We start from the raw sequence: 267 nt of genomic DNA, 5'->3' as shown, positions 1-267 counted from the left end.
GCGAAGATCAAAAAGGAGACGCCCATGCACCCGTCCAACGCGACGTCGAGCGATGCCGACATCGCCCGCCAGTTCGATTTACGACACCTCAACGCGTCGTTTCACGCGGACCCGTATCCCGTCTATCACGCGCTGCGCACGTACGAGCCCGTCAAGCGCATGCCGGACGGCTCGCTCTTCCTCACGCGCTATCGCGACGTGCAGGCCGTCTATCGCGATCCGAAAACGTTCAGTTCCGACAAGAAAGTCGAGTTCGCGCCGAAGTAC

The 267-nt window shown here is 61.0% G+C and carries 1 pseudogene; it reads left to right on the top strand.

Annotated elements, in window-relative coordinates:
* Positions 1 to 24: 24 nt before the first annotated feature.
* Positions 25 to 267, top strand: a pseudogene (locus SB771_RS34865) (cytochrome P450); the annotation flags it as partial.

It is taken from the genome of Burkholderia sp. SIMBA_051, assembly GCF_046534915.1.
Lineage (GTDB): Bacteria > Pseudomonadota > Gammaproteobacteria > Burkholderiales > Burkholderiaceae > Burkholderia > Burkholderia ambifaria.
The sequence above is the reverse complement of the archived record's forward strand: the minus strand, read 5'-3'. Positions and strand labels throughout refer to the sequence as shown.